The 22900-nt window shown below is 69.9% G+C and carries 19 protein-coding genes; 13 read left to right on the top strand and 6 right to left on the bottom strand.

Annotated elements, in window-relative coordinates:
• On the top strand, positions 1–898 hold an 898-nt coding region (locus IFT36_RS03800), incomplete at its 5' end, for a DUF4190 domain-containing protein (protein ID WP_207114121.1).
• Positions 899–1048: 150 nt separating this feature from the next.
• On the opposite strand, the gene IFT36_RS03795 is transcribed toward IFT36_RS03800, so the two are convergent.
• Positions 1049–2242 (bottom strand): class I SAM-dependent methyltransferase, encoded by a 1194-nt coding sequence (locus IFT36_RS03795; protein ID WP_200412452.1) that lies wholly within the window; start codon positions 2240–2242, stop codon positions 1049–1051.
• Between the two features lie 144 nt (positions 2243–2386).
• Here IFT36_RS03795 and groES point away from each other — a divergent pair, with 144 nt between their 5' ends.
• The 3 genes from groES (at position 2387) to IFT36_RS03780 (ending at position 5345) form a co-directional block, all read left to right on the top strand.
• Complete coding sequence (gene groES / locus IFT36_RS03790) at positions 2387–2683, top strand: co-chaperone GroES (protein ID WP_043595988.1); 297 nt, start codon at positions 2387–2389, stop codon at positions 2681–2683.
• Positions 2684–2879: 196 nt separating this feature from the next.
• Positions 2880–3860 carry an EamA family transporter RarD gene (gene rarD / locus IFT36_RS03785; protein WP_082460051.1) on the top strand — a complete coding sequence of 327 codons (981 nt, stop codon included), beginning with the start codon at positions 2880–2882 and terminating at the stop codon, positions 3858–3860.
• A 162-nt stretch (positions 3861–4022) separates the two neighbouring features.
• Positions 4023–5345 carry an ABC transporter substrate-binding protein gene (locus tag IFT36_RS03780; RefSeq protein WP_056043452.1) on the top strand — a complete coding sequence of 441 codons (1323 nt, stop codon included), beginning with the start codon at positions 4023–4025 and terminating at the stop codon, positions 5343–5345.
• Between the two features lie 510 nt (positions 5346–5855).
• Here the strand turns inward: IFT36_RS03780 and IFT36_RS03775 are convergent.
• The 4 genes from IFT36_RS03775 to IFT36_RS03760 all read right to left on the bottom strand — a co-directional run bounded on the left by IFT36_RS03775 (position 5856) and on the right by IFT36_RS03760 (position 10169).
• On the bottom strand, positions 5856–6578 hold the full coding sequence (locus IFT36_RS03775) for an ABC transporter ATP-binding protein (RefSeq protein WP_043595993.1): 723 nt from the start codon (positions 6576–6578) through the stop codon (positions 5856–5858).
• 80 nt (positions 6579–6658) lie between these two features.
• Positions 6659–7774 (bottom strand): ABC transporter ATP-binding protein, encoded by a 1116-nt coding sequence (locus IFT36_RS03770; protein ID WP_207114123.1) that lies wholly within the window; start codon positions 7772–7774, stop codon positions 6659–6661.
• Between the two features lie 43 nt (positions 7775–7817).
• Positions 7818–8801, bottom strand: coding sequence for a branched-chain amino acid ABC transporter permease (locus IFT36_RS03765; protein ID WP_056043448.1), 984 nt, complete (start codon positions 8799–8801; stop codon positions 7818–7820).
• Between the two features lie 12 nt (positions 8802–8813).
• Positions 8814–10169: a branched-chain amino acid ABC transporter permease gene (locus tag IFT36_RS03760; protein ID WP_233568456.1), complete on the bottom strand. Its 1356-nt coding sequence runs from the start codon at positions 10167–10169 to the stop codon at positions 8814–8816.
• A 359-nt stretch (positions 10170–10528) separates the two neighbouring features.
• On the opposite strand from IFT36_RS03760, the gene guaB reads away from it, so the two are divergent.
• The 8 genes from guaB to guaA all read left to right on the top strand — a co-directional run bounded on the left by guaB (position 10529) and on the right by guaA (position 20437).
• Positions 10529–12031 carry an IMP dehydrogenase gene (gene guaB / locus IFT36_RS03755; protein ID WP_123571262.1) on the top strand — a complete coding sequence of 501 codons (1503 nt, stop codon included), beginning with the start codon at positions 10529–10531 and terminating at the stop codon, positions 12029–12031.
• Positions 12032–12078: 47 nt separating this feature from the next.
• A complete protein-coding gene (locus IFT36_RS03750) occupies positions 12079–13200 on the top strand; it encodes a GuaB3 family IMP dehydrogenase-related protein (protein WP_056043439.1) in 1122 nt (373 codons plus the stop codon).
• 61 nt (positions 13201–13261) lie between these two features.
• Complete coding sequence (locus IFT36_RS03745; protein ID WP_200412450.1) at positions 13262–15121, top strand: glycerol-3-phosphate dehydrogenase/oxidase; 1860 nt, start codon at positions 13262–13264, stop codon at positions 15119–15121.
• A 201-nt stretch (positions 15122–15322) separates the two neighbouring features.
• Positions 15323–15853, top strand: coding sequence for a cation:proton antiporter regulatory subunit (locus tag IFT36_RS03740; RefSeq protein WP_043595745.1), 531 nt, complete (start codon positions 15323–15325; stop codon positions 15851–15853).
• A 4-nt stretch (positions 15854–15857) separates the two neighbouring features.
• Positions 15858–17369, top strand: a complete 1512-nt coding sequence (locus tag IFT36_RS03735) for a cation:proton antiporter (protein ID WP_200412449.1) — start codon at positions 15858–15860, stop codon at positions 17367–17369.
• A 55-nt stretch (positions 17370–17424) separates the two neighbouring features.
• Positions 17425–18276, top strand: a complete 852-nt coding sequence (locus tag IFT36_RS03730) for an SURF1 family protein (protein ID WP_056043434.1) — start codon at positions 17425–17427, stop codon at positions 18274–18276.
• Positions 18277–18350: 74 nt separating this feature from the next.
• On the top strand, positions 18351–18791 hold the full coding sequence (locus IFT36_RS03725) for a DUF3817 domain-containing protein (protein WP_043595742.1): 441 nt from the start codon (positions 18351–18353) through the stop codon (positions 18789–18791).
• A gap of 92 nt (positions 18792–18883) precedes the next feature.
• The gene (gene guaA / locus IFT36_RS03720; RefSeq protein WP_200412454.1) at positions 18884–20437 is read left to right on the top strand and encodes a glutamine-hydrolyzing GMP synthase; all 1554 of its coding nucleotides are present in this window, start codon (positions 18884–18886) and stop codon (positions 20435–20437) included.
• 384 nt (positions 20438–20821) lie between these two features.
• Here the strand turns inward: guaA and IFT36_RS03715 are convergent, their stop codons facing one another.
• Positions 20822–21655 (bottom strand): Bax inhibitor-1/YccA family protein, encoded by an 834-nt coding sequence (locus tag IFT36_RS03715; protein WP_123571259.1) that lies wholly within the window; start codon positions 21653–21655, stop codon positions 20822–20824.
• A 247-nt stretch (positions 21656–21902) separates the two neighbouring features.
• Here IFT36_RS03715 and IFT36_RS03710 point away from each other — a divergent pair, with 247 nt between their 5' ends.
• Entirely contained in the window at positions 21903–22895 is a 993-nt protein-coding gene (locus IFT36_RS03710; protein ID WP_200412448.1) for a glycerophosphodiester phosphodiesterase family protein, read from the top strand.
• Positions 22896–22900 lie beyond the last annotated feature (5 nt).

Genomic DNA, 22900 nt, shown 5'->3' with positions numbered 1-22900 from the left:
CGCCTTCCCGGGAGCCGCGTCCCAGCAGCCGTCGTCCCAGCCGCCCGCGTCGTCGCCCTACGCCGGGGCCGGCGTGCCGCCGACGGGGTCGGCGCCGTACGGGGCACCCCAGGTCGCCCCGGCGCCGCAGTCCCGTCCGGGTCAGGTCCCGCCGGGTGCTCCTCAGCCGCCCCGGCCGCCCTACGGCCAGCCGGGTGCACAGCCGCCGGCGGGGTACGGGCAGCAGGGCTACGGGCAGCAGGCGCAGAACCGGCCGCAGGGCTACGGGCAGCAGCCCGGGTACGGCCAGCAGCCGGGGTACGGCCAGCAGCCTCAGGGTCAGCGACCTGGCTACGGGCAGCCACAGGGGCAGCCCTCGGGCCAAGGCCAGCCTCAGGGCCAGCAGCCGGGGTACGGCCAGCCCCAGGGCTACGGCCAACAGCCCCAGGGGCAGCAGCCCTCCGGGCAGTCCGGTGCGCCGTACGGTCAGCAGTCGTTCGGCCAGCAGGGTCAGCCCGTCGGACAGTACGGTCAGCAGCCCTACGGCCAGCAGCCGTACGGCCAGCAGGGCCAGCCCGGCGGAGCGTACGGCCAGCAGGCCTACGGCTCGCCCTACCCGCCGTACGCCTCGGCCGGCGCCGCACAGCCCCCGCGCCTCCTCAGCCTCCTGGCGATGATCGGCTCCATCGCCGGTCTCGTGCTCGCGCCCTTCACCTTCGGGCTCTCGATCGTGGCGTCCATCGCGGGCATCGTGCTCGGGCACCTGGGCATGTCGCGTGAGCGTCACGCGAGGGGGTTCTGGCTCACCGGGCTCATCGTCGGCTACGCCGGCGTCGTGCTCATCGTGATCGGCTGGATCGCCTTCGGCCTCTTCATCGCCGGCTTCTCGTCGGGTTCCGACTACTACGGCGGGTACTGAGCCCGGCCCCACCTCGGTGGGGCACGAGTGGGCAGGAGGCGTCGCCGCAGGGGCGAGAAGCGTCTTCTGCCCACTCGTGCGTCACCACGAAGGCGCGACGGCGGGGGTCGGGCAGCAGCGAGACCCGCCGCTCTCGCGTCCCGCCCGGCGTCAGACCAGGCGCTCGCAGAGCAGGGCGGTGTGCCGCCCCGCGACCCGGGTGAGGACGAGGGTCGCCGACCCGGTCCCCTGCAACGAGAGTCGCTTGCGGAACGTCGCGGGGTCGACGTCGACTCCGCGCTTCTTGATCTCGAGTCGCCCGATGCCCCGGGCCCGCAGCTCGCGCTTCAGCGTCCGCTCGTCGAGCGGGAACGTCTCGAGCACGCGGAATCCCTGTGCGAAGGGGGTCTCGACCCGCGCCTCCGTCGTCAACCAGGCGATGTCGCGACTGATCATCCGGGCGTCGATCGAGCGGGCCAGGTCGCCGATGAGGCGTGCCCGGATCACGGCGCCGTCGGGTTCGTAGAGGTACTCGCCGAGGTCGCCCGGGTCGACGTCGTCCGAGTCGGCGGCGGCCGTCAACTCCGACGCCCCGGAGGTGCCGATCACCAGGGCGGACCGGCCCACTCCCGGCCGCGCGAGCGGCCCGAACCACACGCCCACCTCGACCACGTCGCGGTCCACCGAGATCCACTGGCACTCGGCGTCCGTCGGCAGCAGCTCGCGGTCGACGCCCGGACCGAGCTTGACCCCGGTGGGCAGGCGGTCGGCGAAGCCGAAGGCGACGTCGAGGCCGGGGGACCAGTCGGCCGGATCGGCGAGGCGCTTGGTGGCGGTGTGGCCGGACGTCCGTCGCGCCGGGTCGAGGAAGACCCCCTCGACGCCTGCGAGGTCGGTCGTGGCGGCGTCCCCCTGCTCGACCCGTGACGACGGCCACGGCGCGAGGTTGTACGAAGCGACGGCCGCGGTCACCTCGTCGCGGTCGACGGCGAGCACGTCGAGGTCGAGTGCGGCGAAGGCCAGGGCGTCGCCCCCGATGCCGCAGCCCAGGTCGGCGACGCTGCCGATCCCCGCCGCGGCGTAGCGTCCGGCGTGGCGGGCGGCGACCGGGAGGCGCGTGGCCTGTTCGAGGCCCGCGTCGGTGAACAGCATGCGGCTCGCGAACTCGCCGAACTTGGCCACGGCCCGGCCGCGGAGCCGGGCCTGTGTGAGCACCGCCGACACGAGGGCGGGGGAATGGCCCTGCTTGCGCAACGCGGCCACCGTGCCGACGACGTCGTCACCGGAGGCGCCGCCCGCCGGCAGCGAGTCGAGCAGCCGCAGCCCCTCGGGCGAGAGGACTTCGAGCAGCTCGGAGGAATCCATGTCGTCCAGTGTGACGCACGCGGGCAGACGCGTTGGCACTCGGATTGACCGAGTGCCAGTCTCGTCCTACAGTTGTTCTGGCACTCGCCCCCGGCAAGTGCCAGCCCCCATGTTTTCGTAGCACCGAGAAAGAAGAGGTCACCCGTGTCGGTCAGCATCAAGCCGCTCGAAGATCGCATCGTCATTCGTCAGGTCGAAGCCGAGCAGACCACTGCTTCGGGTCTCGTGATCCCCGACACCGCCAAGGAGAAGCCCCAAGAGGGTGAAGTGGTGGCGGTCGGCCCGGGCCGCATCGACGACAACGGCAACCGCGTGCCGCTCGACGTCGCCACCGGCGACAAGGTCATCTACAGCAAGTACGGCGGAACCGAGGTGAAGTACGGCGGAGAAGACCTCCTCGTGCTCTCGGCTCGCGACGTCCTGGCGGTCATCGTCCGCTAGCACCCCGGCACGGTTCCGGCCGTGCTCCGCGACCCCGGTCGCCGTCCCGAAGGCCCCTGCTCCGGCAGGGGCCTTCGCCGTGTCGGCACCGTGCCGGCCGACGAGGGCCCGTCCCCAGGCGTCGTCGTCCGTCGATCGATCCACGGTGGCAGGAGTGGCCGTTCCGGCGGCGGGCGCAGCCACCTAGAGTCGCCTGGTGACCTCGACCCGCGCCTCCTCGTCCCCCTCCGCCCCGACCTCGGGGCTCGGCGTCGACGGGGCCGGCGGGGCGGGCCTCGCCTACGCCCTGGGGGCCTACGGGCTCTGGGGCGTCCTGCCGGTGTACTTCCTGCTGCTGGCCCCGGCCGGCCCGTTCGAGATCGTCGCCTGGCGGGTGCTCTTCTCGCTCGTCTTCTGCGCGGTGCTGCTCGTCGTGACGGGGGCGCTGCGCTCGTTCCTGGCCCTGCTGCGACAGCCGCGCCTGGTGGCCACCATGGGGGTGGCCGGCGCGTTCATCGTCGTCAACTGGACGGTCTTCATCTCGGCGACGCTCAGCGGGCACGTGGTCGAGGCGGCGCTCGGGTACTTCATCAACCCGATCGTCACCGTCCTGCTCGGCGTGGTCGTGCTGCGCGAGCGTCTCCGCACGACCCAGTGGGTGGCCGTCGGGCTGAGCGCCGTCGCCGTCCTCGTGATCGCCGTCGGGGCTGGCCGGCCGCCGTTCATCTCGCTCGTCCTCGCGTTCTCGTTCGGGCTCTACGGCCTGGTCAAGAAGCAGGTCGGCGGTCGGGTCGACGCGGTCGGCGGGCTCACGCTCGAGACGCTCTGGATCGCCCCCTTCGCGGCCGTCACCCTGATCGTGCTGCACGTGACGGGCCTCGGCGGCGGCGTCGTGCTCGGCACCGTGAGCGTCGGGCACACCCTCGCCACGATCGGCACGGGCGTGATCACGGCCGTGCCCCTGTTGCTCTTCGCCTCGGCGACGCGTCGGTTGCCCCTGACGACCGTGGGGTTGACCCAGTACGTCGCTCCTGTGCTGCAGTTCGTCGTGGGGGTCGTCGTGCTCGGCGAGCACATGTCGACCGCGCGGTGGGTCGGCTTCGCCATCGTCTGGGTCGCGTCGATCGTGCTGACCGTCGACATGGTCCGTGCGGGGCGACGATCACGCCGGCCCCTCGCCGTGGCCCCGACCGCCTAGAAGCGACCATCCCTCGCAAAGTCACGAATGGCTAACGAAACGTCACTTTGACGTCGAGAACACACGCCAGAAACATTCGACCCCTAGTTTCGGACCAATCGCGGCAGGTTCGACCGCCACCGGTCGGGCTGCACTGCCGCTGTCCACGAAAGGGTTCCACGGATGATCCGATCCAGCACCGCCCTCCGAGCACTGGCTCTCGCCGGCGCAGCCTCCGTGCTGCTCGCTGCCTGTTCGACGGCATCTCCCTCTGACGACGCCTCGTCGTCGTCGTCGGCCAAGGCCGATCCCGCCGCCAAGTGCGAGGTCGGGACGCCCAGCACCGATCCCTTCGCGATCGGCACCATGCTGCCGCTGACCGGAACCCTGGCCTACCTCGGCCCGCCCGCCATCGCGGGCGCCAACCTGGCCATCAGCGACATCAACGCCGCCGGCGGCGTGCTCGACCAGCCGGCCGAGATCTCGACCAGCACCGACTCGGGCGACAGCAACGACATGACCGTGTCGAGCAACGCCGCGACGCAGCTGATCGACGCCAAGGTGCCCGTCGTGCTCGGTGCCGAGTCGTCGAGCGTCACGCTCAACGTGGTCGACCAGCTCACCAGCAACTGCATCATCGAGATCTCGCCCGCCAACACGGCGAGCTCGCTCAGCGGCTACTCGTCCTACTACTACCGCACCGCTCCGCCGGACTCGGTGCAGGGCTCGGCGCTCGGCCAGCAGATCACGGCCGACGGCAACGCCAACGTCGCGTTCCTCGTCTTCAACGACACCTACGGCACGGGTCTGCGCGACTCGACGCAGAAGTCGATCGAGAGCTCGGGCGGCACCGTCGTGTACGGCGGCACCGGCAAGGGCGAAGAGTTCCCTCCCGGTCAGACCACCTTCTCGTCCGAGGTGTCGGCGGCCATCGCCGCCGAGCCCGACGCGATCGTCATCCTGGCCTTCGACGAGACCAAGTCGATCGTGCCCGAGCTGAAGAGCCAGGGCTGGGACATGAGCAAGGTCTACATGTCCGACGGCAACACGGCCGACTACAGCGCCGACTTCGAGCCCGGCACCCTCGCGGGCGCCAAGGGCACGATCCCCGGTGCCGACGCGAGCGCCGACTTCAAGTCGAAGCTCGTGGCCGGCTACAAGGCGAGCGAGGGCGGCGACCTGGCCGACTTCTCGTACGCGGCCGAGTCGTACGACGCCGTCATCCTGACCGCTCTCGCGGCACAGGCCGGTGGCGGCACCGACGCCGGGACGATCCAGGCCAACATGGCCGCGGTCTCCGGAGCGGACGGCGGCACCGAGTGCACGACGTACGCGGACTGCAAGACCGCGCTCGACGCCGGTGACGACATCCACTACACCGGCCCCTCGGGCATCGGAGCGTTCAACGACAACAACGACCCGTCGTCCGCCTCGATCGGCGTCTACACGTTCGACGACGACAACAAGCCCGTCTACCAGACCGGCATCGAGGGCAAGGTCGAATAACGGCACCTCGCACCACCCGGGGCCCGGCACGAGTCATCGTGCCGGGCCCTTCGGCGTGCCGAGGAGGTGACGTGTCGGGTCTCGGCCCCGGCCCCGGCCCAGCATCTGTCCGCTCCGCCCCACACCTCGTCACACCGCGTTTCGTGCACCGCACCGCGTCGAGACGGGGTGCGCTGCACGAAACGCGGTGTGCACGACGGCACGTCCCGGCGCCAAGGCCCTTCTGCGTGCCGGGGAGGCGCGGAGGCGGGCCGCAGGACGGTCGCGACGTCCGCGTCCTCCGGCACCGCGCCTCCTCGTCCCCTGGCCCCACCGGGCGTGCGTCGCACTCCCTCCGCACCGCGTTTCGTGCACCGCACCGCGTCGAGACCGGGTGCGCTGCACGAAAGGCGGCGCGCAGCACCCGCGTCCCGACGCCGGCGCCCGACGCCGGCCCCCGGCGCCGGACGCACGCACGAGGCCCCGACCACGCCGGGGCGTGATCGGGGCCTCAGGGCACCACCGGGGGCGTCAGGACGCGTCGACGTCCTTCGCCAGGGTGCCGAGGTAGAGCTCGATGACCTTGGGGTCGTCGGCCAGCTCGCGGCCGGTGCCCGAGTAGGCGTTGCGGCCCTGGTCGAGGACGTAGCCGCGGTCACAGATCTGCAGGCAGCGGCGGGCGTTCTGTTCGACCATGATCACCGAGACGCCGGCCTTGTTGATGCGGCGGGTGCGGATGAACGTCTCGTCCTGGCGCACGGGCGACAGGCCGGCGGACGGCTCGTCGAGCAGCAGCACCTTCGGGTCCATCATCAGGGCCCTGGCCATGGCGACGGACTGCCGTTCGCCGCCCGAGAGCGAGCCGGCACGCTGGCCGCGACGGTCGGCGAGCACCGGGAACAGGTCGTAGATGACCTCGAGGCGTTCGGCGAACTTCTTGGGCCGCAGGAACATGCCCATCTGCAGGTTCTCCTCGATGGTGAGCGAGGGGAACACGTTGTTGGTCTGCGGGACGAAGCCGACGCCCGCCTCGACCAGCTTGTTGGCCTTGAGGTTCGTGATGTCGGTGCCGCCGAGCGTGACCGATCCCGAGTGGATCTTGACCTGGCCGAAGAGCGCCTTGAGCAGCGTGGACTTGCCGGCGCCGTTCGGGCCGATGATGCCGATCAGTTCGCCCGGGTAGCAGACGAGGTCGCACCCGTTGAGGATGTTGACGCCGGGCAGGTAGCCCGCGACGAGGTCCGTGGCGTTCATCACCGGCTCGACGCCCGCGAACTTCTCGGTGCCCGGGTGCTTGGCCGCGGTGGTGGCGCCCGCGCCGTCCTGTGCCGTGCTCATCGCTTGTCTCCGCTCTGCCGTCCGTCGGACAGCTGGTCGTCGGCCGCGTTCGTGGCCTGCGGGGTCGAGGGGTCGGGGTGGCCGGGCAGGTCGCGTCCGGCGACGCCGCCCGTCGACGAGGAGGCGCTGGTCGCCTCGGCCGCGCGGGCCGCGTCCTCGCGTGCCACCTCTTCTTCGAGCTGTTCGAGCGTGGCGTCGTCGAGCAGCGAGTCGTCGCCCAGGTCGGTGTCGTGGTGCGCGCCCAGGTAGGCGTCGATGACGGCCTGGTCGTCCATGACCGTGTCGGCCGGGCCCTCGGCCACGATGCGTCCCTCGGCCATGACGATCACCCAGTCCGAGATGTGGCGGACCATGTGCATGTCGTGCTCGACGAAGAGCACCGTGGTGCCGTCGTCGCGCAGGCTCTGGATGTGCCCCAGCAGCGACTGCGTCAGTGCCGGGTTCACGCCGGCCATCGGCTCGTCGAGCATGATCATGGCCGGGTCGCTCATCAGGGCACGGGCCATCTCGAGCAGCTTGCGCTGGCCGCCCGAGAGGCTGCCGGCGAAGTCGTCCTTCTTCTCGAGCAGCTTGAACCGGGCGAGGAGGTCCTCGGCCTTGGCCTCGATCTCGCGCTCGCGCTTGCGCCAGAGCGGCGCGACGATCGCGACGAAGAAGTTCTCCCCGGGCTGGTCCTTCGCGCCCAGGAGCATGTTCTGCATCACCGTGAGCCGCGAGAGCGCCTTGGTGAGCTGGAACGTGCGCACCATGCCCGAGCGGGCGACCTTGGCGGCGCCGACGTTGCCCATGGCCTTGCCCTCGAACACCCACTTCGCGACGCCCGGGCCGCTGCGCTTGAATGCCGTGGGCGCGGACGAGGCCTTGTCGAAGCCGGTCAGCAGGTTGAAGAAGGTCGTCTTGCCGGCGCCGTTGGGGCCGATCAGCGCCGTGATGGCACCGCGCTGCACCTCGACGTGGCCGACGTCGACGGCGGTCATGCCGCCGAAGCGTCGGACGACGTTGTCGACCGTGAGGATCGGGTCGGGCTTGGCCGACCCGGGGGTCCGCCCGACCGTGGTGAGCTTCGAACGCAGGACGCTGCGGTCGTAGTCGTAGCCCTCGCGGCGGGGCAGCGTGCTGCCGCTCGAGGCCGGTCCGTTGGTGGTGCTCGAGGTGTCAGACACTGAACGCCAACTCCTTCTTCTTTCCGAGGATGCCCTGTGGCCTGAAGATGATCAGCAGCATGAGGGCGATGCCGACGAGGATGTACGAGAACTGCTCGGCCTGCTGGCCGTTCATGATGCTCGACGGGATGAAGTCGCCGGCGAGGGTGCGCACCAGCAGGCGGGTGACGAAGAACAGGATCGCTCCGAGCACCGGGCCGAAGACGGTGGCGGCACCACCGAGCAGCAGGGCCGTCCAGATGAAGAAGGTCATCGACCGTCCCATGCTGTCGGGCTGCACCGAGCTCGGCAGCACGTAGATGATGCCGGCGAGCGACCCCATCAGCGCACCGAGCACGAGCGCCTGCATCTTGTACGAGTAGACGTTCTTGCCGAGGCTGCGCACGGCGTCCTCGTCCTCACGGATGCCCTTGAGCACGCGGCCCCACGGGCTGCGGCTGAGCAGGAAGACCAGGAGGCTGAGGAGGGCGACGATGCTCCAGCCGGCGATGCGGATCCACCAGCCGTTGACGCCGTTGTTCTCGTAGGTGAACCACAGGATCGTCGTCTGGCCGTCGGGCAGCGGCGAGAGGGCGGTGAAGGCCTCGCGGTACGAGGCCCCGGGGATGCCGTTCGAGCCACCCGTCGTGGTCGTCAGGATGCTCGACCGTCCCACGTACCGGATGATCTCGGCCGAACAGATGGTGACGATGGCCAGGTAGTCGCCCCTCAGCTTCAGCGTCGGCACGCCGAGGATGAGCGCGAAGACCAACGAGCAGAGCAGGGCGATGATGACGGCGAGGCCGAGGGGCAGGCCGTTGCTGATCGAGATGGCGAAACCGTAGGCACCGAGCAGCAGGAACGCCGCCTGGCCCATGTTGATCAGGCCGGTGAAGCCGAAGTGGATGTTCAGGCCGATCGCCGCGATGGCGAAGGCGGCCGTCGTGGGCGCGAGGGCCTCGGCGCTCAGCGCCCGCAGGAGTTCGATGAAGTACATGGTCGTGTCCCCTTAGCCCACTCGTTCTTTTCGCCCGAAGATGCCCTGTGGTCTGAACACGAGGATCAGGATCAGGATCAGCAGCGCCGTTGCGTACTTGAAGTCGCCGGGCAGCCAGATGTTGGTCAGCTCGACGATGATGCCGATGATCAGCGAACCGACCAGGGCCCCGAAGGCCGTGCCGAGGCCGCCGAGGGTGACGGCGGCGAAGATCAGCAGCAGGATCTGCAGGCCGGTCATCCAGTTGACGCCGTTGAGCACGAGGCCGAGCATGACGCCCGAGAGGCCGGCCAGGCCGGCGGCCAGCGTCCAGACCAGGCGGATGATGCGGTCGACGTCGATGCCCGAGGCCGCGGCGAGGGCCGGGTTGTCCGACACGGCGCGGGTGGCGCGGCCGGTGCGGGTCTTCAGCAGGAACAGTCCCGTGCCGACCAGCACGACCACCGAGATCGCCATGGCGACGTACGACTGGACGGTCAGGGTCACGCCGAGGAAGTCGACGGTGGTCGGGTTGTCGCGGTCGATGCGCACGGTGCCGGCGCCGTAGAAGTACTGGAATGCGTACTGCAGGGCGATCGAGAGGCCGATGGTCACGATCATCAGCTGGGTGAGGCTGAGTCGGCGCTTCCGCAGCGGTTTCCAGATCGCGAGGTCCTGCAGGTAGCCCGTCGCCGCACAGATCACCGTGCTGAGCACCGCGGCCAGGATCAGCGGCACCCCGATCGAGGTGAACGAGTAGGCCAGCAGACCGCCGAGGGTCACCTGCTCGCCGTGCGAGAAGCTGCTGAGGCCCGTCGTGCCGTAGATCAGCGACAGGCCGATGGCGGCGAGGGCGAGCAGCAGGCCGAGCCGGATGCCCGAGGCGAACTGCTGCGCGAAGCGGTCCCAGTTGAAGCTCGACGCGGTCGCGGCGCCGCTCGTGGCGCCTTCCTCGGCGGTGAGGGCGAACAGGGCGCTCGCCGTGGCGCCGAGGTTCACGGTCACGGTGCGCTCGGCGTTGTCGGCGTTCACCAGGAACTGGCCGTCGGGCAGGGTGTCCTGGTCGACCGTCACGGTGTAGCTGCCGGCCTCGGTCACCGCGATGCTCCACCGACCGGTGTCGTCGGTGGTCGCGGTCTGCTCGTCGCCGGTCGCGTTCGTCGCGATCACGTCGACGCCCGAGGCGGGCTCCCGCTCGCTGTCGTTGATCGTTCCCTGGATGCAGCCGGTCGTCGCGTCGGTGGTGCAGGCGGCGGCCGCGGCGTGGGCGGCCGTCGGGGCGAAGGCCCCCATGAAGGTCGCCAGGAGTCCGAGCAGTACGGCGGAGGCCGTCACGATCAGGGACTGCCGCAGCCGTGGCCGCGACGCGATGGTCGTCGAGAGTCTCACAAAACCTCCTGGTGGGAAGCGCCCCGTCGAGATTCGGGCGGTCTCGTTCTGCTCCCGGGGCGTCGTCGTCGCTGACAGTAACTCCGCTGAGTGTCGAGCATGTTTCAGGTGCGCGACGGAGTGGAGTCGGTACAGAATCCCCCATGTCGAGCGAGAATCACGAATCTTCCGTGTGTCGGATCGGTAACGGTGCCGTTCCGTTGCGTCCCGGGGGGCCGCGCGCGCCTCCTCGGCGATGCGGCGGGTGCGCCGCCGAGAGGAATGCAGGAGGCGCGGGCTGGGTTAATATCGACTACCGGGCTCGACGGCGATCCGGTGCCAACCCACTCACCCTCATCTCGCTCCTTCGAAGGGGACTCATGGACCAGCCGGACCCGTTCGGATTCATCGGACTCACCTACGACGACGTCATGCTGCTTCCGGGCCGCACCGACGTCATCCCGAGCGAGACCGACACCTCGTCGCAGCTCACCAAGCGCATCCGGGTCGCGGTGCCGCTGCTCTCGGCCGCGATGGACACCGTGACCGAGTCGCGCATGGCCATCGCGATGGCGCGCCAGGGCGGCATCGGAATCATCCACCGCAACCTCTCGATCGCCGACCAGGCCGCGCACGTCGACAAGGTCAAGCGCAGCGAGTCGGGCATGATCACCAACCCCGTCACGACGACGCCCGACGCCACGGTGGCCGAGGTCGACGCGCTCTGCGGGCAGTTCCGCGTCTCGGGCCTGCCGGTCGTCGAGGGCGACGGCACGCTGGTCGGCATCATCACCAACCGTGACATGCGATTCGTCTCGCCGTTCGAGATGTCGACGACGCTCGTCCGCGACGTCATGACGAAGGCGCCGCTGATCACCGCGCCCGAGGGCGTCGACCCCGACTCGGCGATCGCCATCTTCGCGCAGCACAAGATCGAGAAGCTTCCCCTGGTCGACGAGGCCGGGCACCTGCGCGGCCTCATCACCGTCAAGGACTTCGACAAGAGCGAGAAGTACCCCGACGCCACGAAGGACGACGAGGGCCGCCTGCGGGTCGGCGCCGCGATCGGCTTCTTCGGCGACGCGTGGGAGCGCGCCAGCGCCCTGCGCGACGCGGGGGTCGACGTGCTCGTGGTCGACACCGCCAACGGCGAGAGCTCGGGCGAGCTCGACATGATCCGTCGCATCAAGGCCGACCCGAGCTTCGCGCACATCGACGTCATCGGCGGCAACGTCGCCACGCGCAGCGGCGCCCAGGCCCTGATCGAGGCCGGCGCCGACGCCATCAAGGTCGGCGTGGGTCCGGGCTCCATCTGCACCACCCGCGTCGTCGCGGGCGTCGGCGTGCCCCAGGTCACGGCGGTCTACGAGGCGTCCCTCGCCGCTCGCGAGGCCGGCGTCCCGGTCATCGCCGACGGTGGGCTGCAGTACTCGGGCGACATCGCCAAGGCCCTGGTGGCCGGCGCCGACACGGTCATGCTCGGTTCGCTGCTCGCCGGCTGCGACGAGAGCCCGGGCGACCTGGTCTTCGTCAACGGCAAGCAGTTCAAGAACTACCGCGGCATGGGCTCGCTGGGTGCGATGCAGACGCGCGGCAAGAACACGTCGTACTCGAAGGACCGCTACTTCCAGGCCGACGTGCCGAGCGACGACAAGCTCATCCCCGAGGGCGTCGAGGGTCAGGTGCCCTACCGCGGCGCGCTCAACAACGTCGTGTACCAGCTCAGCGGTGGTCTCCGTCAGTCGATGTTCTACGTCGGGGGTCGCACCGTGGCCGAGCTCAAGGCGAACGGCAAGTTCGTCCGCATCACCGCCGCCGGCCTGAAGGAGAGCCACCCGCACGACCTGCAGATGGTCGTCGAGGCCCCCAACTACCGCCGGTGATGCCGCCGGGCCGGGGGCGCGACCCCCGGCTCCGGTAGGGTGGCACGGTGACTGAGGTAGAGATCGGCGTCTCCAAGCGAGCCCGCCGCGCGTACGCGTTCGACGACATCGCCATCGTTCCGAGCCGGCGTACGCGCGACCCGCGCGACGTCTCGGTCGGGTGGTCGATCGACGCGTTCCAGTTCGAGTCGCCGGTCATCGCCGCGCCCATGGACTCGGTGGTCAGTCCGGCCACGGCCATCCGCATCGGCCAGCTCGGCGGCCTCGGCGTCCTCGACCTCGAGGGCGTCTGGACGCGCTACGACGACCCCGAGCAGGTGCTGGCCGAGATCCGCGAGCTCTCCGACGACGACTCGGTCGCCCGCATGCAAGAGATCTACAGCGAGCCGATCAAGCCCGAGCTCGTCCGCGACCGCCTCGCCGAGATCCGCGCCGCCGGGGTCACCGTCGCCGGCGCCCTCAGCCCCCAGCGCACACAAGACCTGTACCAGACGGTCGTCGACGCCGGCGTCGACCTCTTCGTCATCCGGGGCACGACGGTCAGCGCCGAGCACGTCGCGAAGAACAGCGAGCCGCTGAACCTCAAGAAGTTCATCTACGAGCTCGACGTCCCCGTCATCGTCGGTGGCGCCTCGACCTATACGGCCGCCCTGCACCTGATGCGCACCGGTGCCGCCGGCGTCCTCGTCGGGTTCGGGGGCGGCGCAGCCAGCACGACCCGCGCCTCCTTGGGCATCCACGCTCCCATGGCGAGCGCCGTGGCCGACGTGGCGGGCGCGCGCCGCGACTACCTCGACGAGTCGGGCGGGCGCTACGTCCACGTCATCGCCGACGGGGGCCTGGGCACCTCGGGCGACCTGGTCAAGGCCATCGCCTGCGGCGCGGACGCCGTCATGCTGGGTGCCGCGCTGGCCCGGGCCGACGACGTGCCCGGCGGTGGTTACCACTGGGGCGCCGAGGCGCACCACCCCGAACTGCCCCGCGGTCGACGCATGCACGTGGGCACCATCGGCTCGCTCGAGAAGATCCTCTACGGTCCCGCCACGACGGTCGACGGCACGTCGAACATCATGGGCGCGCTGCGTCGTTCGATGGCGACCACCGGCTACAGCGATCTGAAGGAGTTCCAGCGCGTCGAGGTGGTTGTGGCCCCCTACCAGCCTCACTAGCGTTTGATGGGGTGGTCCGGTCGAGAGACCGGGCCGACCGAATCCAACGATGGAGGCTCGCATGGCCAAGTCCGCGTCCGTTTCGCTCTCCACGAAGCTCGGCCCCGACGAACGGGCCGCAGCCGTCGAGGCGTTGAAGACGAAAGAACTCGACATCCTCGTGATCGGGGGTGGCATCGTCGGTGCGGGTTCCGCGCTCGACGCCGTGACCCGTGGGTTGAGCGTCGGCATCGTCGAGGCCCGTGACTGGGGCTCCGGCACGTCGAGTCGCTCGTCGAAGCTCGTGCACGGTGGCATCCGCTACCTCGAGCAACTGAACTTCCGTCTCGTGCGCGAGGCACTGATCGAGCGTGGCTTGCTGCTGCAACGCCTGGCACCGCACCTGGTGAAGCCCGTGCGGTTCCTCTACCCGCTCAGCAAGCCGGTCTACGAGCGGTTCTACATCGGTGCCGGCATGGCGCTCTACGACATCTTCAGCTGGACCGGTGGTCGCCCGCCCGGCGTCCCCCACCACCGTCACCTCACCAAGACGCAGGTGCTCCGCGCCATCCCGAGCCTGTCGAAGGACGCGGTGGTCGGCGGCCTCACCTACTACGACGCCCAGGTCGACGACGCCCGGTACGTCTCGTCGTTGGTGCGCACCGCCTCGAGCTACGGCGCACACGCGGCGAGCCGCATCCGGGTCGAGGGCTTCGTCAAGGTGGGCGAGCGGGTCGTCGGCGTGAAGGCGCACGACTACCAGACCGGCGAGCACTTCGAGATCCGCGCCAAGCAGGTCGTCAACGCGACCGGCGTCTGGACGGACGACACGCAGGCCATGGTCGGCGAGCGGGGTCAGTTCAAGGTGCGGGCGTCGAAGGGCGTGCACCTCGTGGTGCCGCGCGACCGCATCCACTCCGACATGGGCATGATCTTCCGCACCGAGAAGAGCGTCCTGTTCGTCATCCCGTGGGGCCGTCACTGGCTCGTCGGCACGACCGACACCGACTGGGACCTCGACAAGGCCCACCCCGCGGCCACGGCGGCCGACATCGACTACATCCTCGAGCACGTCAACAAGGTCATGGCCGTGCCGCTCACCCGGGCCGACGTCGAGGGCGTCTACGCCGGTCTGCGTCCGCTGCTGGCGGGCGAGTCCGACCAGACGTCGAAGCTCTCGCGCGAGCACATCGTCGCCCACACCGTGCCGGGCCTCGTCGTCGTGGCCGGCGGCAAGTGGACGACCTACCGGGTCATGGCCGAGGACGCCATCGACGAGGCCGTCGCGGCCCTCGACGGCCGCATCCCGTCGAGCACCACGATGGAGATCCCGCTGATCGGCGCCGAGGGGTACCACGCGGCGTGGAACAAGCGCGGCAAGATCGCGAAGGCGTTCGGCGTCCACAAGGTGCGCATCGAGCACCTGCTCAACCGGTACGGCACCACGACGGACGAGATCCTCGATCTCATCCGCGACGACCCGTCGCTCGCCGAGCCCCTCCCCGGGGCCGACGACTACATCCGCGCCGAGGTCGTCTACGCCGCGAGCCACGAGAGCGCCCTGCACCTCGAGGACGTCCTCGCCCGCCGCACCCGCATCTCGATCGAGGCGTGGGACCGGGGTGAGTCCGCCGCGCCCGTCGCCGCCAAGCTGATGGCCGGCGTGCTCGGCTGGAGCGACGACGAGGCCGAGGCCGAGGTGGCGAACTACCTCAAGCGGGTCGCGGCCGAGCGGGCGAGCCAGCTCGAGCCCGACGACGAGTCGGCCGACCGCGTCCGCCTCGAGGCGCCCGACATCACCTTCGGCTTCGACGAGGACGACATGGTCGTCCCCGGTGCCGACCAAGGAGGCGCGCCCAAGCCGGGCGAGGAGGTCACCGAGCCCGCGGGCACGCCGGGCGACGACACCTCGGCGGGCAGCCCGGGCGGCCGCCAGGGCTGATGCCCGGTCGCTCGCGCGACCACCTGCAGGAGGCGCGGTGCCCGTTCGTCGGGCACCGCGCCTCCCGCGGTTCCTCCGTCCGCGGACGCGGGAACACCTGTGGAGGGTGACGGGTTGTCCCCACCGTGAGCAGCCCGGCTGCCGCGGCCGAACCCGCCGCTAGGCTGAGACGACTGCCCCCGAGTCCACTGGAGACGAACCATGGTTGACGTGCGTCGAGTCAAGCTCCCCGGCGTGGGTGTGCTGCACACCTTCATCACCGACGACGGCGGCAAGTGCGGTGTCATCACGCACCGCTCGGGTCACAGCGACCTCATCACGTTCAGCGACGACGTCGACGGCGACCACGTCAAGAAGGTCTCGCTGCGCCTCAGCGAAGACGAGGCGCACACGCTCGCCGAACTGCTCGGCGGCACGCGCATCACCGAGTCGCTCTCGGCCCTCGACCAGATCCCCGGCCTCAGCATCGACTGGTTCACGGTCGACTACGACGACCACATCGCCGGTCAGCCGCTCGGCGACCTCGGCGCCAAGGGCGTCGTCGGCCTGACCGTCGTTGCGGTCGTCCGGGGCGACGCGGCCAACCCGGCGCCGTCGGGCGACTTCAAGGTGTTCCCCGGTGACACGCTCGTCGTGGCCGGTTCACCCGAGAAGGTCGCCAAGGCGTTCTCGTTCTACCGCACGGGCGAGCTCAAGCACCGCTCGCCGGTCGACGCCCCGCCCGGGGGCTAAGCCGATGCACCTGGGTGAAGAGCTGATCGTCCTCGGCATCCTGCTGCTGATCGCGTACGTGCTCGGCCGCGCCGGCAAGCTGATCGGCCTGCCGTCGATCCCGATCTACATGATCGTCGGCCTGCTCGCCAGCACGAACACGGGGTGGTTCCCGCTCAGCTTCGAGTCCGACAACATCGAGTTGATCGCCATCTTCGGGTTGATCCTGTTGCTGTTCAACCTCGGCCTCGAGTTCGACCAAGACGAATTCTTCTCGAACGCGGGGCGGCTCATCGTCTCGGGCGGCAGCTACATCGCCATCAACATGGGCGTCGGGCTGATCTTCGGCTTCATGCTCGGGTGGGGCACGCGCGAGGCGCTGATCATCGCGGGCATGACGGCGACGTCCTCGAGTGCGATCGTCACCAAGCTGCTGATCGAGTTGAACCGCCTGGCGAACCGCGAGACGCCGATGATCCTCGGCGTCACGGTCGTCGAAGACATCTTCATCGCCATCTACCTCGCGATCGTGTCCGTCGTGCTCAGCGGCGAGACCGACCCCGGGCCGGTGATCCTGAAGCTCGGCATCGCCTTCGCGTTCCTCGTCGTGATGTTCGCCGTGGCCCGATGGGGTGGTCGCGTCGTCTCCCGGCTCATGCGCACGCGCGACGACGAACTCTTCACCGTGCTGTTCTTCGGACTGGCCGTGCTCTTCGCCGGCCTCGGCGAGGTGCTCGGGGTGACCGACGCGATCGGCGCGTTCCTCATCGGCCTGATCATCGGGGCCACGAAGTTCCGCAACCGGGTCGAGCAGTTCGCCCTGCCCATGCGCGACGTCTTCGGGGCGTTCTTCTTCCTGAACTTCGGCCTCGGGCTCAACCCGGCCCTGTTCCCGAGCGTGCTCGGCCCCGTGGCCATCGCCGTGGGCATGACCGTGCTGCTCAACGTGGGTGCCGGGCAGTTCGTCGCGTGGCTCAACAAGCTGGGGCCGCAGGCGGGCATCAACACCACGGTCATCCTGGTCAACCGGGGCGAGTTCGCGTTGATCCTGGCGACCCTGTCCGCGGGGGCGGGTCTCGACGAACGGTTGCAGCCCTTCGCCGGCCTGTACGTGCTGATCATGGCGGTGCTCGGGCCGGTCCTCGCCTCGAACAGCGAGCGCATCGGCTCGGTGCTGTTGCGGTCGCGCAAAAAGGCCGAGCGTGCCGAGGCCGAGGCCCGTCGTCTCGAACGCGAGGCGCGCAGCGGTGACGAGATCGCCCTGATGGAGGCCGCCCTCGCCGGTGACGACCTCGACCAGGCCGAGGTCACCGAGGACGACGACGAGCGCGAGACCGAGCGGGTCCGGGCCGGTGCGGCGCGGGCCGCCGCAGGCCGGGTCGACACCACGCGACACGGGGCCGACGGCGACGCCGACGCCGACGACGACCTGGACGACCTCGACGCGATGGACGCCGACGAGGCCCGCATCTGGGCCGAGCAGGCGGGCCAACAGAGCGACCAGCGGGCCACGCGCCGACGCGACCCCGAGTACTGAATCGTTCGCCGTCGTCCCAGCGGGTTCGTGGGCGACGCGAGGTACGATCGCCTCCGTGACCCAGACCGAGCAGCGCCCCGCCCTCCTCGGCGTCGACGGCGAACCGCTGCCCGCGACCATGTGGCACGTCGCCCGTCGACCCCGCTGGATCGCCCTGCTCGGCCTCGCCCTCGTCGTGGCGGCGATCTTCGCCTGGCTCGGGCACTGGCAGATCGAGCGCAGCGTCGAGAGCGTGCAGGTCGTCAACCCCGAGACCGAGACCAGCAAGGTGCTGTCGTCGGTCGCGACCCCGCAGACGCCCTTCGCCGATTCGCTCGGTGCCCAGCGCGTGTCCGTCACCGGTGAGTTCGACCCGGACGACTTCGCCGTCATCGGTGACCGCGTCAACGGTGGCGAGACCGGCTACTGGCTGATCGGCCGTTTCGTCGACGACGCCAACGGCGCCTCGCTGCCCGTGGGGCTCGGCTGGTCCGCGACCCGCGAGGGCGCCGAGGCCGCCGAGCCGTCTGTGGCCGCGACCTCGACCGTCACGGTCGAGGGCCGTTACTTCCCGTCCGAGTCGCCGACCGAGAGCGACTTCGAGAGCGGTGCGCAGACCGTCGTGTCCGTGGCCGCCCTGATCAACGAGTGGCCCGGCTTCGACGGCCAGGTCTACGGCGGCTATGTCGTCTCCGACTCCGCACCCGCGTCGCTGAGCGAGATCGACTCCGCGCCTCCGGCGTCCGACGTGCAGTTCAACTGGCTCAACGTCTTCTACGCGATCGAATGGGTCGTCTTCGCCGGCTTCGCCGTCTTCCTCTGGTTCCGGCTCGTCCGCGACGCGTTCGAGCGCGAGCACGAAGAAGCCGAGGAGGCGCGGGCCGAGGCGGACGCGCGCGGCGCGACTCAGCCGACCCGCGCCTCCTGACCCGCGCCTCCCGACCTGTCGACGTCGACAGGTGCCGTCCTGGCGCAGGGGTGGGCGCGGCTAGAATCGTCCCCATGCCTCTGAAGCCCCGGCAACGCGACATCCCGAAGATCCCGGGTGCCGTCAGGTTCTACAAGATCTCGGCGTACGTCACCGGCGTGATGCTGCTGCTGCTCATCTTCGAGATGCTGTTCAAGTACACGCCCCTGCAGCTCGAGATGCAGCTCGGCGGTCAGGGCGGGTTCCTCGTGCCGGTCGACTCGACCACGGGCTTCAACCTGTCGACCGCGATCCTCATCGCGCACGGTTGGCTCTACGTCGTCTACCTCTTCGCCGACTTCCGTCTCTGGAGCCTGATGCGGTGGCCGTTCTCGCGGTTCTTCCTCATCGCGCTCGGCGGCGTCGTGCCCCTGCTCTCGTTCTTCGTCGAGAGCCACATGACCAAGCTCGCGACGCGGCAGTACGAAGCCCTGACCGCCGAGACCACCCCCACGACCGAGGGAGCCCCCGCGTGACCGACGCACCCGAGACCGCCGAGGCGTCGGCGACGACCGCCGCCACGGCCCCCGCACCGGCCGACCGCGCGCCCGAGACCGCGCAGAGCCCCGTGCTCGTGGTCGACTTCGGCGCCCAGTACGCGCAGCTGATCGCCCGGCGCGTGCGTGAGGCCAACGTCTACAGCGAGATCGTGCCGCACACGATCACCGCGGCCGAGATCGCCGAGAAGAACCCCGTGGGCATCGTGCTCAGCGGCGGTCCGTCGAGCGTCTACGAAGAAGGCGCGCCGAGCATCGACGCGGGCATCTTCGACCTCGACATCCCCGTGCTGGGCATCTGCTACGGCTTCCAGGCCATGGCCAAGGCGCTCGGCGGCGAGGTCTCGCAGACCGGCCAGCGTGAGTACGGCGCCACCGACGTCACGCTCGCCGAGGGCGACAGCACGCTGTTGTCGGGCCAGCCGGCCTCGCAGACGACGTGGATGAGCCACGGCGACTCGGTGTCGAAGGCCCCCGAGGGCTTCGACGTGCTGGCCTCGAGCGCGTCGACCCCCGTCGCCGCGTTCTCGAGCGACGCCCGCAAGCTCTACGGCGTCCAGTGGCACCCCGAGGTCAAGCACTCGTCGTACGGCCAGGCCGTGCTCGAGAACTTCCTGCACCGCGCCGCCGGCATCCCCGCCGACTGGAACAGCGGCAACGTCATCGCCGAGCAGGTCGCCCGCATCCGCGAACAGGTCGGTGACTCTCGCGTCATCTGCGGCCTCTCGGGCGGGGTCGACTCGGCCGTCGCGGCCGCCATCGTCCACGAGGCCGTCGGCGACCAGCTGATCTGCGTCTTCGTCGACCACGGTCTGCTGCGCGCCGACGAGCGTCGTCAGGTCGAAGAGGACTACGTCGCCTCGACCGGTGTGCGACTCGTCACGATCGACGCCGAGCAGCAGTTCCTCGACGCCCTCGCCGGGGTGACCGACCCCGAGCAGAAGCGCAAGATCATCGGCCGAGAGTTCATCCGCAGCTTCGAGGCCGCCGCCGAGGCGCTGGTGCTCGAGGCCGCGGCCGAGGGCGACTCGGCCGTCAAGTTCCTCGTGCAGGGCACCCTCTACCCCGACGTCGTCGAGAGCGGTGGCGGTACGGGCACGGCGAACATCAAGAGCCACCACAACGTGGGCGGCCTGCCCGAAGACCTGCAGTTCGAGCTCGTCGAGCCGCTCCGCACCCTCTTCAAGGACGAGGTTCGGGCCATCGGGCGTGAGCTCGGTCTGCCCGAGGTCATCGTCGGGCGTCAGCCGTTCCCCGGCCCCGGTCTCGGCATCCGCATCGTGGGCGAGGTGACGCACGAGCGACTCGAGTTGCTGCGTGCGGCCGACGCGATCGCGCGGGCCGAGTTGACCGCGGCCGGCCTGGACGACGAGATCTGGCAGTGCCCCGTGGTGTTGCTCGCCGACGTCCGCTCGGTGGGTGTGCAGGGCGACGGTCGTACGTACGGTCACCCGATCGTGCTGCGTCCGGTGTCGTCCGAAGACGCGATGACGGCCGACTGGACGCGTCTGCCCTACGACGTGCTGGCCCGCATCTCGAACCGCATCACGAACGAGGTGGACGGCGTCAACCGCGTCGTGCTCGACGTCACCTCCAAGCCCCCGGGAACGATCGAATGGGAATGACCGGGCTGTTTTCGATGCGAAGCATCGAGCCCGGTCATTCCGGGGGAGCCTGCGACCCCGGTGCCCACCAGTAGCCGCGAACGCGAAGTGAGGGAGACCTCCCGCGAAGCGCAGTGACGCGAAACCCCCTCCGGCAGACACCTGCCCGAGGGGGTTTCGTCGTCTCCGCGGGATGTCGTCGTTCCTGGATCTCGGCGTGGTCTCGGGCCAGGGTACGAACGAGCGGGCAGAACGTGCTCTTCATCTGCCCACGAGCAGCACCTTCTGCCCCCTCGGCCATCGACCCCCACCCCCTCGGCCGTCGACCCCCACCCACACAGAAGCGGGGCCCGTCCCGGTCGGAACGAGCCCCGCTTCGGGGTGGTGCGGGTGACGCCGCGCTGGCTAGTCGCTGCCGCGCAGGATGGCGAGCATGCGCAGGATCTCGACGTAGAGCCAGATCACGGTCATGACGATGCCGAAGGCGGCCGACCAGGCGTAGATGCGGGGTGCGCCGCGCTCGACGCCGGTCTTGACCTGGTCGAAGTCGAGGACCAGCGAGTACGCGGCCATGATCACGACGAGGATGCCCAGGATGAAGCCGAGCGGGATGCCGAAGATCTCCATGCCGCGGAGGCCCCAGGGGTTGCTGTTCGCACCGAAGATCATCAGACCGAAGTTGATCAGCGAGAAGACGCCGTAGCCGATCATCGCGATCATGAAGACCTTGGTGGCCTTGGCCGACGCGCGGATCTTGCCACTCTTGAAGAGCAGCAGGGTCGTGGCGAACACCGCGACGGTGCCGATCAGGGCCTGGGTGACGATGCCGTCCCACTGGCTCTCGAAGATCGACGAGATGCCACCGACGAAGAGACCCTGTGCCGCCGAGTAGGCGAGCACGAGCCCGGGGGAGGGCTTCTTCTTGAAGATGTTGACGAGCGCCAGCACGAAGCCGGCGATGGCCCCGACGAAGGCGAGGGCCGGGATGAACCATCCGATGGCCGCACCGACGAGCACGACACCGAACGCGAGCAGCGTCTTGGTGATGGTGTCTTCGTAGGTCATCCGGTCGGTCTGCGTGGGGCCGGCGGCGGGCTGCGAGTAGAGCTGCTGCAGCTGCTCGGCGGTCATGCCGTTGTACTCGACCGGCTGGGCTGCGCCCTGCTGCTGACGGATGACGGGCCCGCCGTTCTTCGAGAAGGCCGGCGACTGACTGAAGCCGGGATTCGAGAATGCCAAGGGGTTCCTCTTCTGATCGCTAGGGATGTGTGGACCGCCCGCGCAGGTGCACGAAGGCGTTTCCGTACCCATGAGGCTAACGCCTGTCGTGCAACGAATGGCTGAAGATCCGCCTGATGAGAGCCGTATTCTCGCAGGGCGAACGTGCATGGCGTGCATGTTTTGCGTCCGGCGCGCGCGAGACGCTTCATCCCCCGCTGCTACTACTGCTCGGGTCGCGTACGGGCGCGCCGGTTAGCGTGGCCGGGTGTCCACCTCGCCTCTCGTCATCGCCCATCGCGGCGCCAGCGGTCACCGACCCGAGCACGGCGAGGACGCCTACCGTCTCGCGATCGAACTCGGGGCCGACGCCATCGAGCCCGACCTGGTCGCGTCGAGCGACGGCGTGCTCGTCCTGCGGCACGAGAACGAGATCTCGGGCACGACCGACGTCGCGGACCACGACGAGTTCCGGCACCGCCGCACGACCAAGACCATCGACGGCACGAAGGTCACGGGCTGGTTCACCGAGGACTTCACCTGGGACGAGCTCAGCACGCTGCGCATCCGCGAACGGCTGCCCGAGCTTCGGCCCGAGAGTGCGGCGCACGACGGTGAGGGGCGCATCCAGCGGCTGGGCGACCTGCTCGACCTGCTCGACGCGGCGGATCGGCCCGTCGGGCTCGTCGCCGAGGTCAAACACGCCACCTACTTCGACTCGATCGGCCTGCCGCTCGGCGAGCTGCTCGCCGACGAGCTGCGGCAGCGGCGCTGGGTCGACGACCCGCGGCTGACCATCGAGTCGTTCGAGCAGACCGTGCTCGGTCGGCTCGCCGACCAGCGGCTCGGTGCCCGGCTCGTCTACCTGCTCGAGAAGGCCGGCGTCGCAGCCGACCTGGTCGCCTCGGGCAGATCGTCGGTGGGCTACCGCGACCAGCTGCACGCCGAGTCGCTCGAGTCGTTCGTCGACGCCGGGTTGCACGGCGTCAGCCTCGACAAGCACACGCTCGTCGACGCGCAAGGGGCGACCGACGGTCGGGTCGTCGACCGGGCGCACGCGGCCGGACTTGACGTCTTCACCTGGACGCTCCGTGCCGAGAACGCCTTCCTGGCCAAGGCCCACCGCGGCCCCGGTGGCAAGGCGGCCTTCGGCGACTGGCAGGCCGAGTTCACCTCCCTCATGGCGCTCGGCGTCGACGGAGTCTTCGCCGACCAGCCCGAGCTCGCCGAGGAGGCGCGGGTCGCCTTCGCGTCCCGCTGACCCCG

It is taken from the genome of Frigoribacterium sp. CFBP 13605, from assembly GCF_014839405.1.
Lineage (GTDB): Bacteria > Actinomycetota > Actinomycetes > Actinomycetales > Microbacteriaceae > Frigoribacterium.
This window is presented reverse-complemented; position numbering and strand designations above follow the sequence as displayed.

Bases quoted from the DNA above. Each gene is read 5' to 3' on its own strand.
- IFT36_RS03795 (WP_200412452.1), bottom strand. From the start codon at position 2,242: ATGGATTCCTCCGAGCTGCTCGAAGTCCTCTCGCCCGAGGGGCTGCGG.
- IFT36_RS03780 (WP_056043452.1), top strand. From the start codon at position 4,023: ATGATCCGATCCAGCACCGCCCTCCGAGCACTGGCTCTCGCCGGCGCA.
- IFT36_RS03775 (WP_043595993.1), bottom strand. From the start codon at position 6,578: ATGAACGCCACGGACCTCGTCGCGGGCTACCTGCCCGGCGTCAACATC.
- IFT36_RS03765 (WP_056043448.1), bottom strand. From the start codon at position 8,801: ATGTACTTCATCGAACTCCTGCGGGCGCTGAGCGCCGAGGCCCTCGCG.
- guaB (WP_123571262.1), top strand. From the start codon at position 10,529: ATGGACCAGCCGGACCCGTTCGGATTCATCGGACTCACCTACGACGAC.
- IFT36_RS03745 (WP_200412450.1), top strand. From the start codon at position 13,262: ATGGCCAAGTCCGCGTCCGTTTCGCTCTCCACGAAGCTCGGCCCCGAC.
- IFT36_RS03740 (WP_043595745.1), top strand. From the start codon at position 15,323: ATGGTTGACGTGCGTCGAGTCAAGCTCCCCGGCGTGGGTGTGCTGCAC.
- IFT36_RS03735 (WP_200412449.1), top strand. From the start codon at position 15,858: ATGCACCTGGGTGAAGAGCTGATCGTCCTCGGCATCCTGCTGCTGATC.
- IFT36_RS03725 (WP_043595742.1), top strand. From the start codon at position 18,351: ATGCCTCTGAAGCCCCGGCAACGCGACATCCCGAAGATCCCGGGTGCC.